Origin of the sequence: Streptococcus pseudopneumoniae (assembly GCF_001074565.1) — a bacterium.
In the GTDB taxonomy this organism is placed as follows: Bacteria; Bacillota; Bacilli; order Lactobacillales; family Streptococcaceae; genus Streptococcus; species Streptococcus pseudopneumoniae_J.
This window is the reverse complement of record NZ_JUQX01000066.1, coordinates 16,749-26,668: the sequence shown is the minus strand read 5'-3', so window position 1 is coordinate 26,668 and position 9,920 is coordinate 16,749. Positions and strand designations below refer to the sequence as shown.

The window sequence follows — 9,920 nt, the reverse complement described above, 5'->3', positions numbered from 1 at the left end:
AAAATGAAGAAAGTATTGGTAACAGGTGCTACGGGCTTTCTAGGCAAGTATGTTGTTGAAGAGCTCAGTCAGCATGGCTATCAGGTACGCGCTTTTGGACGCAATCTCAAGGCGGGTCAGTCTTTGGAGAACTTCCTAGTAACTTTTTTTCAGGGAGATTTGACCAAGCAAGAGAATCTGACTCAGGCTTGTCAGGGTATGGACATGGTTGTGCATGCGGGTGCTCTTTCTACCGTCTGGGGGTCTTGGGAGGATTTCTACCAGACAAATGTCTTGGGGACCAAGTATGTTCTAGAGGCTTGTCGGGAGACGGGTATCCAACGCTTGGTTTACGTATCCTCACCTAGCATCTATGCTGCTTCTAAAGACCAGTTCGCCATCAAAGAAAGCGATGCTCCGCAAGAAAATAAGCTTAACAACTATATCCGTAGTAAGCTGGCTTCGGAGCAACTCTTTAAAGACTATCCGGATGTACCTAGCATCATCTTACGCCCCCGTGGGCTTTTTGGGATTGGGGATACCAGTATTTTACCCCGAGTTCTCAAACTCAGTCAGAAGATTGGCATTCCCTTGATAGGGGACGGTCGCCAGCACATGGATATGACCTGTGTGGAAAATGTTGCTCTGGCCATTCGTTTGGCTCTAGAGGCCCCTCAAGCTAGTGGCCAAGTCTATAACATCACCAATGGAGAACCAAGGGAATTTAGGAGTCTGATAGAAGAAACTTTGAGAGGGCTAGGCTATCCGATAACATACCGAAAAGTGCCAGCTCCTCTTCTTTCAGCTATTGCGAGTACGCTAGAGTTTATTTACAAAATCTTGCATCTCAAAGGGGAACCAGTTCTGACACGCTACACCTATTACTTGCTGAGGTATAGCCAGACGCTGGACATCAGAAAGGCGGAGCGAGACTTGGGTTATCGCCCTCGAATCAGTATTTCAGAAGGGATTGACCAATATGTCCAAGATTATCGAAAGCATTGATTATTTCCCGGCCGGCTACTGTACCAGCTATGCGGGTTTACTGTTTAAGGGAGTCAAGAATAAAAAAATGACCTTCCCAGCGGGAGTATTTCTCATCAAGCATAGAGACAAGGGCTATCTACTATATGATACGGGTTATCACTATAACATTAAGACGAAGCTACGCTATGGTTTTTACCGTATAGGAACTCCTGTTCAAATGACGGAAAAGGATCAGATTTCATACTTATTGAAGGCAAAAGGAATTAGGCCAGAAGAGATTACCTATGTCATGTTGTCTCATCTCCATCCAGACCATTTAGGAGGGGCAAGTTTTTTCCCGAACGCTCAATTTATCCTGACTCAGGAGGTTTTTGAAGTTTACCAGAAACCCAAGCTCAAGGATTTGGTCTTTAAAGAGTTTTTACCAGTTGATTTTGAGAAAAGACTGACCGTTATCAAGGCAAATCAGCGCTATTCAAACTTTCCCTATGGTCCGATTTGTGACCTCTTTGGAGATAGCAGTATCCTAGTAGCTTCTGTTGATGGGCATGCTAGGGGGCAAGCCTGTCTGTATCTTCCAGACCTTAATCTCCTCATTGCAGCAGACCTCTGTTGGGGAATTGACCTCTTACCTTATACCAAGCAGATGCACCTGATTCCTTCCTTGGTTCAAGATAACAAGGTGGACTATATCAAGGGGACAGAGTTTCTGGAGGAAGTCTTGAAAGACGGAATTGAGGTGCTTGTTAGTCATGACCCTGTAGAAAGGATAGAGTCAATCTTATATGAAAAAAATAACCTTTCTTAAAATCTTTATCCAAACTCGCTGGCTTCATTATTTCAAATCTCGAGAAGCTGTAGAAAACTATCAGAAAAAGCAATTAGCTAACTATATGGACTTTTTAAAGCGAGAGTCTCCCTACTTTAAAAATGGGGTGCCTAGCGACTTTGACCATATGGATAAGGCTTTTATGATGGAACATTTCAATGAGCTCAACACCCAAGGAGTGGATCGTGATGAAGCCTTATCCTTAGCCATTGAAAGTGAGAAGACCCGTGACTTCACTGAACTTAAAGGGGAAGTGGCCGTCGGTCTGTCTTCAGGGACGTCTGGACATCGGGGGCTCTTTATCACAACAGAGAAAGAGCGAAGTATGTGGGCTGCGGCTATCTTGGCAAAGATGTTGCCAAAGGGGCAGCTTTTTGGGCACCGTATCGCCTTTTTCCTGAGAGCTGATAATGAACTCTATCAGACCATTAATACGGCCCTCATTCGTTTAGAGTATTTTGATATTTTCAAACATACAGATGAGCATATCGAGCGTCTCAATAGCTACCAACCGACGATTATTGTGGCGCCAGCCTCTATGTTGATTGAATTGAGCAAGCGTCTCAAGGCTGGACAGTTAGCCATCCATCCACAAAAAATCGTTTCGGTGGCAGAAATCTTAGAAGATAGTGATAGGGAACGGATCGCTGAAGCCTTTTCTCTATCCATTATTGACCAAGTTTATCAGGCGACTGAAGGTTTCTTAGCCTGCACTTGCCCAGCTGGTAATCTACATCTCAACGAAGACATTATCTTTGTGGAAAAGCGGTATCTGGATGACCGCCGTTTTTATCCAGTGATTACGGACTTTAAACGAAGCAGTCAGCCTGTTTATCGCTACCAGCTCAATGATATCTTGGTTGAAAATCGGGAGCCTTGTCCATGTGGCTCCTGCTATACACGGATTGACAAGGTCGAAGGACGCTCTGACGACATCTTCTATTTCGAAGGACTGGATGGGGGTCAAGTGACCATCTATCCTGACTTTATCAGGCGGTGCATCCTCTTTGTGGAGAATGTAGAAGATTACCAAGTCAAGCAACATTCTGAGAAGGTAGTGGAAGTTTGTCTAAGCCAACGAGATGAGGCAGTGGAAGCATCTATTCTAGCCCAGTTTCAACTCCTAGCCCAGCAAAAGCAGTTTATAGTTCCTCAAATCCAATTTTCAGATTATCACTGGGATACTAGCCGTAAACTCAAACGAATCCAACGTTTATGAAAGGATAATAGACAATGACAGAAGTAAAAAGACATGTAGAAATCGCTGGTTATGGTGTTTGCCTTCCCAAACATACCGTCCAATTCAAAGACCAGACTCGTTATCGTGTAGTTGAAAATGAAGAAACGCAACTCGACTTGGCAGAGGTAGCGATTCAGCGTGCGCTTGAACATGCAAATTTAGATATTAAAGATATCGATTGCCTTGTATCAGCTAGTGCAGTTGGAGTTCAGCCTATTCCTTGTACTGCTGCCTTGATTCATGAGCGCGTGGCAAAAGGACTCTCTATTCCAGCTATGGATATCAATACGACCTGTACTAGCTTTATTTCTGCCCTATCGACCATGTCCCACTTGATTGAGGCGGGCGAATACAATCGTGTTCTGATCGTGTCTAGTGAGGTTGGTAGTTTAGGGCTCAATCCCAAGCAAAAAGAAAGTTTTGAACTCTTTAGTGATGGGGCGGCAGCCTTTATTTTCCAAAAAAGCCATCAGGAAAAAGGGGTCATTGCTAGTCTCCAACGTACTTGGTCAGAAGGAGCTCACGATACGGAAATTCGTGGAGGTCTGACTTCTTTTCAACCAAAAGAGTACTCTGAAGCGACTAAGACCAACTATATGTTTGATATGAAGGGAAAGAAAATCCTCCTCTTGTCAGCTCGTAAAATCCCAGTCATGTTTGAAGAGTTTCAAGAAAAGACCCAGCTAGCCTTGGCAGACGTGGACTATATCATTCCTCACCAAGCAAGTCGTGCTCTTCCTTTGGTTATGGAAAAGCTAGGTGTGGCTGAGAATCAATACCTCAATCTCGTCACGGACTATGGAAATATGGTGTCAGTCTCTGTGCCATTTGGCTTGGCCTATTCATTGGACCATGGATTGGTTAAAGAAGGAGATACCGTCTACCTTATGGGAACTGCAGCAGGTATGACAGTCAATATGTTGGCTCTCAAACTGTAATATACATCTGAAAATGGAAGGGCAAGAGTAAAAGGTTGCTATCTACCCCTGAACTGAGGTATACTAGTAGAAAGATTAGTTTATTAAGCAGTTAAGGAGAATGTTAGAAAAAGAAGGGGATGTATGACAGCTAGAAAAATGCAGCTACTCATGTCCAAGTATGGTTTTAGTATTACTATCATGTTGGCAGAGTTGTTTATCATCTTTGGTTTATTTCTCTATCTAGGGCAGATGGCTCCGATTCTCTGGATTATCCTTGTCATTTTAGTAAGCTTAGCGACCATTGTATCGATTGTTAATCGATCTATGAATCCTGAGAGTAAGGTAACATGGTTGTTAGTAGCCTTTGTGCCAGTTTTTGGCCCTTTGCTCTATATCATGTTTGGAGAGCGCCGTTTATCTAAAAAAGAATTGAAGCAGCTAAAGCAGCTCCAATCAATGGTTTACCGAGAGGACAATAGCAGAGCTCTCCGTTTGGAGTTAAAAGAACAAGACAAGTCGGCTTACGGGGTTATCAAATCTCTCCTCAGTATGGACACGAATGCAGATGTCTATAATCGAACGGATACCCAATTTTTTGCATCTGGTAAAAGCATGTGGCATCAGATGCTAGAGGATCTCAAGAAAGCAGAGAAGTTTATCTTTCTCGAATACTATATCATCGAAGAAGGTTTGATGTGGGATAGTATTTTGGAGATTTTGGAAGAAAAGGCAGCTCAAGGAGTAGAAGTGAAACTCCTTTATGATGATATTGGTTGTATGGCAACCTTGCCTGGGGATTATACTATCCAGCTTCGTAGCCGAGGGATTGAAGCCCATAAATTTAACAAGGTGATTCCGCGCTTAACCGTCGCCTATAACAACCGTGACCACCGTAAAATCATGATTATCGATGGTCAAATTGCCTATACAGGTGGTGTCAATCTGGCAGATGAGTATATCAACCATATCGAACGCTTTGGTTATTGGAAGGATAGCGGTATTCGCCTAGATGGATCAGCGGTTAAGGCTTTTACCAGACTCTTTTTATCAACTTGGTATATCAACCGTGGGGAAATTAGTGACTTTGACCAATACCATCTCGAAAATCAACCTAGAGATGGGATGGGGCTTTGCATTCCTTACAGTAGTGGGCCAAAGCCTATCTACCGAGCCCAAGTTGGAAAAACTGTCTATCAAAACCTTATCAATCAAGCTACAGACTATGTCTATATCACGACTCCCTATCTGATCACTGACTATGATCTAACTGAAAGTATTAAAAATGCAGCATTGAGAGGGGTAGAAGTGCGAATTGTGACGCCTTGTATCCCAGATAAGAAGGTCATCCAATTGGTTACTCGCGGGGCCTATCCTGACTTGTTGTCTGCTGGAGTTCGCATTTACGAGTACAGTCCCGGATTCCTTCATAGCAAGCAAATGCTGGTCGATGGAGAAGTAGCGACAGTGGGAACCATCAATTTTGACTATCGTAGCTTGCTCCACCACTATGAAAATGGTGTTTTGCTTTATAGAACACAATCTATTTTAGACATTGAGAGGGACTTCGAAGAAATTTTTAAGGTTTCTCAAGAAATCTATCCCCATACCATCAAAACAAGCTGGTACCAAAGGCTCATTAAGGAAATTGTCCAGTTGTTTGCACCCATGCTCTAACTATCCATCAAGATCTAGCCCAAGGCTGGATCTTATTTTTTTCTTCTTACGAATAGATAGGTAAAGGAGAAAACAATGCTTAATCTAGAAGATGAAGATTTTATTAAAGAGTACAGAGTTAGTAGGTTCCACCGTTTTCGTGAAATCGAACGCTTGGCGATATTGGATAAGAAATTAAGCAAATATCAATCCCAAGCTGACATTCCTGTAAGATTTTGATATACTAAAACAGATAAACTTAGAGGAGAAATTGAATGAACGTATACGGGAAAATAGATGAGAAACTAGAAGAATCTCATTACCAAGATTGGTCAGCGCCAGAAAAGAGAGAAGGAGCGTCCATCCCCTTTTTTAGTATTATGCTTTGGAGTTTAGTGGCCACAGCCATTTCGGTTGTCCTGCCTATTATTTTTGGTGTAGTCAGTCCGCAACAAAGTCAGGATCTTTATACCGGTTGGGCCTTGCATCAAAATGGTCAAATGTATACAGATTACTTTGGAACGAATGGATTGCTCTATTACTTGCTAACCTATCTTTCCCTAGGAAGTATTCTGCTTGCTTTGGTTGAGTGGTTGGCCTTGTTTGGAGCAGGTGTTTTCCTTTTTAAATCTGCAGATGCTCTTACTGGTCAAGCAGAAGAAGCCAAGAAGCTGGTATTTGTGTTCTATTTGTTAGTGGCAGGACTCGCTTTTGGTGGTGGCTATGCTCTCTTAGTAGCCTTGCCTTTCCTATTTTATTCATTGAGTGTTGTTACGAACTACTTAGCTTATCCAAATGACGACAAAGGATTTGTAAGAGTGGGGATGAGCCTTGCTCTCGCTTTCTTCCTTGCGCCAATCCCAACCGCCTTGTTTGCGGCTGTACTGGCCTTGGGCATTATCGGCTTTAATCTAGCTAAAGGTCACTTTGTTCATGGTCTATATCAGTTCTTTGCGTCAGCCCTAGGATTTTCACTCTTATTCTATCCTTTAGGCTACTATACAGTGTGGACAGGAAGTTTTGGGGATGCCATTAGCCAGACCTTATATCCAGTAAATACTCTTAGCCTCTTTTCAAATGCGCATTTGCTTGAAAATGCAGCCTTCTATGGTTTACTTGCAGTGGGGCTAGGTTCCCTTAGTTTGCTCTTTACTGGTTTATTCCAGTCAAAACCAGCCAAGCAATATGCCCTCTCAATTGCTGCTAGCTTGGGATTGTTGGTTTCTTTGGGAATCTTAATTCTCTCAAATGAACCTGTCAACGGTACTCGTCTCGCTATTCTCCTTCCTTTCTTGGTCTTGCTCCTTCTGACAGGAATTAAGGAAAGTGCCTCGGAGGGAGGAAGCCGTCGTAGAAGACGTGAGGAAAAAGCCTCTTTTATTAAAGGGAATTTCTATCTACCACTGCTTGCCCTTGCCTACCTCCTTGCTCTTCCTATCCTGAGTCGCTACCTTTCACATCCAGCGACTTACCAGGAGAGAGAACGTCTTGCTAGCCTGGTCAAACAGCAAACGAGTTCGGAGGATCGTGTCTATGCTTGGGATGATCGTCCAGATTTCTATCGTGCAAGTGAACGCTTGGCGCCGACTTCTCTAGTGACACCAACACTCTATACCGCAAGCGACGAAAATAAAACTAAACTGATGAATGATCTAAAAGAAAATCAACCAAAGATGATTATGGTCAATCAAAAAGTTGCCTTGTGGTCGGATGTAGAGAGCTGGCTCAGCGAAAAATATGAGCTTGTTCAGACAGATACTAGTGAATTCAAACTTTATAAATCTAAATAAAAAATCAATATCTTGTGGAATTTTAAAAATTTTAGGATTTTTGACACAAGATATTGATTTTTATTTTTAGAGTGGTATAATACTGAATATAAACAATTCAACAATATTTTAGAAAAGAGCATGGATATGATTGTATTAGAAGAAAAGCTTGCAACCGTTCCCACCTTGTTCGTTGAAAAACGAGATGGTAGACGTGTAGTGTTTGATGTAGACAAGATTGACAAGGCTCTCCACAAGGCGGCAGAAAAAGTTATGGACCTTACGCCTCTAGTAGAAAAACGCCTAAACGGTCTGGTTGAAAGAATCGTCACTGAAATTCACAGTCGCTTCCCTCAAGGTGTCAAGATTTACGAAATTCAGAATGTCGTAGAACATGAACTCCTTGAAGCCAAAGAATATGCCTTGGCTGAGGAGTATATCACTTATCGGACACAAAGGGATTTTGAGCGCTCAAAAGCGACAGATATCAACTTTAGTATCCATAAGCTGCTCAATAAAGATCAGGCAGTTGTCAATGAAAATGCCAATAAAGACAGCGATGTCTTTAATACCCAGCGTGATTTGACAGCAGGGATTGTTGGAAAATCAATTGGACTGCAAATGCTTCCTAAGCACGTAGCCAATGCTCACCAAAAAGGGGATATCCACTATCATGACTTGGACTACAGTCCCTACACACCGATGACCAACTGCTGTTTGATTGATTTTAAAGGCATGTTGGAAAATGGTTTTAAGATTGGCAATGCAGAGGTAGAGAGTCCCAAGTCTATCCAGACTGCGACGGCTCAAATTTCACAAATCATCGCCAATGTTGCTTCTAGCCAGTACGGGGGCTGTTCAGCTGACCGTATCGATGAAGTCTTGGCTCCATATGCAGAGAAGAATTATCAAAAACACCTCAAGGATGCGGAAGAGTGGGTTCTGCCTGATAAACGGGAAGATTACGCTTGGAAGAAAACGCAAAAGGACATCTACGATGCCATGCAATCTCTCGAGTATGAAATCAACACTCTCTTCACTTCAAATGGCCAAACACCTTTTACTTCGCTAGGTTTTGGTCTGGGAACCAATCGTTTTGAGCGTGAAATTCAAAAAGCTATTTTGACCATTCGTATCAAGGGTCTTGGTTCAGAACATCGAACAGCCATCTTCCCTAAACTCATCTTTACGTTGAAAAGAGGACTCAACTTAGAGGAAGGTTCACCTAACTACGACATCAAACAATTGGCTCTTGAGTGTGCAACCAAGCGGATGTACCCAGATGTCTTGTCCTATGATAAGATTATCGAGCTGACAGGCTCCTTCAAGGTTCCTATGGGCTGCCGTTCTTTCCTCCAAGGATGGAAGGATGAGAATGGTGTCGAGGTCAATTCAGGTCGTATGAATCTAGGTGTTGTGACAGTCAATCTGCCTCGTATCGCCCTCGAGTCTGAAGGGGATCTGAATAAGTTCTGGGAAATCTTCAATGAGCGGATGAACATCGCGGAAGATGCTCTGGTTTACCGTGTTGAACGGACCAAGGAAGCAACACCAGCGAATGCCCCTATCCTCTATCAGTACGGAGCCTTCGGTCGCCGTCTTGGAAAAGAAGAAAGTGTTGACCAACTCTTTAAGAATCGCCGTGCGACAGTTTCGCTGGGCTATATCGGTTTGTATGAAGTGGCGACGGTCTTCTTTGGCAATAGCTGGGAAAGCAATCCAGAAGCCAAGGAATTTACGCTTGACATCATTCGTGATATGAAACGACGTGTAGAAGAGTGGTCAGATCAATATGATTACCATTTCTCTATCTACTCAACACCATCCGAAAGTTTGACAGATCGCTTCTGTCGTTTGGATACAGAGAAGTTCGGTTCTATTCCTGATATTACAGACAAGGAATACTACACCAACTCTTTCCACTATGATGTCCGTAAAAATCCAACACCGTTTGAAAAGCTGGATTTTGAAAAAGTTTATCCAGAAGCAGGTGCGTCAGGTGGTTTCATCCACTATTGTGAGTATCCAGTTCTTCAACAAAATCCTAAGGCCCTGGAAGCTGTTTGGGACTATGCCTATGACCGAGTTGGCTATCTAGGGACCAATACTCCGATTGATCGTTGCTACAAGTGTGACTTTGAAGGGGATTTTGAACCAACTGAGCGAGGATTTGCTTGTCCTAACTGTGGCAATAGCGACCCTAAAACAGTAGATGTGGTCAAACGTACGTGTGGGTATCTGGGAAATCCTCAAGCGCGTCCGATGGTTAACGGACGCCACAAGGAAATCGCTGCGCGTGTCAAACACATGAACGGCTCAACTATTAAAACATCCGGACATGAAGTAATAAATTAGAAGGAAACGCAATGGGGAAATACCAATTAGATGATAAGGGACGTGCTCAAGTAACCCGTTATCATGAAAAACATTCGAAAGGTGGAGTAGGAAAAAAAGAACGCTTGCTCAACCTCAGAGAACAGTTTTTAAACAAGAACAAGAAAAAATAAAAGTGAGAGTCCGCTCTCGCTTTTCTCTTAGCAGGA

General features: G+C 42.9%; 9 protein-coding genes. All 9 read left to right on the top strand.

The genetic code is table 11. From position 1 onward, the window contains the following. Window positions 1–3 precede the first annotated feature (3 nt). The 9 genes from ADI74_RS09560 to ADI74_RS09525 all read left to right on the top strand — a co-directional run bounded on the left by ADI74_RS09560 (window position 4) and on the right by ADI74_RS09525 (window position 9,884). Window positions 4–984, top strand: coding sequence for an NAD-dependent epimerase/dehydratase family protein (locus tag ADI74_RS09560; RefSeq protein ID WP_049538544.1), 981 nt, complete (start codon window positions 4–6; stop codon window positions 982–984). Continuing rightward, the gene (locus ADI74_RS09555; RefSeq protein ID WP_049538543.1) at window positions 959–1,774 is read left to right on the top strand and encodes an MBL fold metallo-hydrolase; all 816 of its coding nucleotides are present in this window, start codon (window positions 959–961) and stop codon (window positions 1,772–1,774) included. Before ADI74_RS09560 ends, ADI74_RS09555 begins: the two co-directional genes overlap by 26 nt. Further along, window positions 1,752–3,014 carry a F390 synthetase-related protein gene (locus ADI74_RS09550; protein WP_049538542.1) on the top strand — a complete coding sequence of 421 codons (1,263 nt, stop codon included), beginning with the start codon at window positions 1,752–1,754 and terminating at the stop codon, window positions 3,012–3,014. The genes ADI74_RS09555 and ADI74_RS09550 overlap by 23 nt, the downstream gene beginning before the upstream one ends. A gap of 14 nt (window positions 3,015–3,028) precedes the next feature. Continuing rightward, a complete protein-coding gene (locus ADI74_RS09545) occupies window positions 3,029–3,973 on the top strand; it encodes a 3-oxoacyl-[acyl-carrier-protein] synthase III C-terminal domain-containing protein (RefSeq protein ID WP_049538541.1) in 945 nt (314 codons plus the stop codon). Between the two features lie 123 nt (window positions 3,974–4,096). Further along, window positions 4,097–5,629, top strand: coding sequence for a cardiolipin synthase (cls, locus tag ADI74_RS09540; RefSeq protein ID WP_049538539.1), 1,533 nt, complete (start codon window positions 4,097–4,099; stop codon window positions 5,627–5,629). Window positions 5,630–5,704: 75 nt separating this feature from the next. Continuing rightward, on the top strand, window positions 5,705–5,848 hold the full coding sequence (locus ADI74_RS11260) for a hypothetical protein (RefSeq protein ID WP_192833041.1): 144 nt from the start codon (window positions 5,705–5,707) through the stop codon (window positions 5,846–5,848). A 35-nt stretch (window positions 5,849–5,883) separates the two neighbouring features. Next, window positions 5,884–7,398, top strand: coding sequence for a hypothetical protein (locus ADI74_RS09535; protein WP_049538538.1), 1,515 nt, complete (start codon window positions 5,884–5,886; stop codon window positions 7,396–7,398). 126 nt (window positions 7,399–7,524) lie between these two features. Then, window positions 7,525–9,732 carry an anaerobic ribonucleoside-triphosphate reductase gene (nrdD, locus tag ADI74_RS09530; RefSeq protein ID WP_049538536.1) on the top strand — a complete coding sequence of 736 codons (2,208 nt, stop codon included), beginning with the start codon at window positions 7,525–7,527 and terminating at the stop codon, window positions 9,730–9,732. 11 nt (window positions 9,733–9,743) lie between these two features. Beyond that, the gene (locus tag ADI74_RS09525) at window positions 9,744–9,884 is read left to right on the top strand and encodes a hypothetical protein (protein ID WP_000521629.1); all 141 of its coding nucleotides are present in this window, start codon (window positions 9,744–9,746) and stop codon (window positions 9,882–9,884) included. Window positions 9,885–9,920 lie beyond the last annotated feature (36 nt).

Bases quoted from the DNA above. Each gene is read 5' to 3' on its own strand.
- cls (WP_049538539.1), top strand. From the start codon at position 4,097: ATGACAGCTAGAAAAATGCAGCTACTCATGTCCAAGTATGGTTTTAGT.
- ADI74_RS09560 (WP_049538544.1), top strand. From the start codon at position 4: ATGAAGAAAGTATTGGTAACAGGTGCTACGGGCTTTCTAGGCAAGTAT.
- ADI74_RS09555 (WP_049538543.1), top strand. From the start codon at position 959: ATGTCCAAGATTATCGAAAGCATTGATTATTTCCCGGCCGGCTACTGT.
- ADI74_RS09550 (WP_049538542.1), top strand. From the start codon at position 1,752: ATGAAAAAAATAACCTTTCTTAAAATCTTTATCCAAACTCGCTGGCTT.
- nrdD (WP_049538536.1), top strand. From the start codon at position 7,525: ATGATTGTATTAGAAGAAAAGCTTGCAACCGTTCCCACCTTGTTCGTT.
- ADI74_RS09535 (WP_049538538.1), top strand. From the start codon at position 5,884: ATGAACGTATACGGGAAAATAGATGAGAAACTAGAAGAATCTCATTAC.
- ADI74_RS09545 (WP_049538541.1), top strand. From the start codon at position 3,029: ATGACAGAAGTAAAAAGACATGTAGAAATCGCTGGTTATGGTGTTTGC.
- ADI74_RS09525 (WP_000521629.1), top strand. From the start codon at position 9,744: ATGGGGAAATACCAATTAGATGATAAGGGACGTGCTCAAGTAACCCGT.
- ADI74_RS11260 (WP_192833041.1), top strand. From the start codon at position 5,705: ATGCTTAATCTAGAAGATGAAGATTTTATTAAAGAGTACAGAGTTAGT.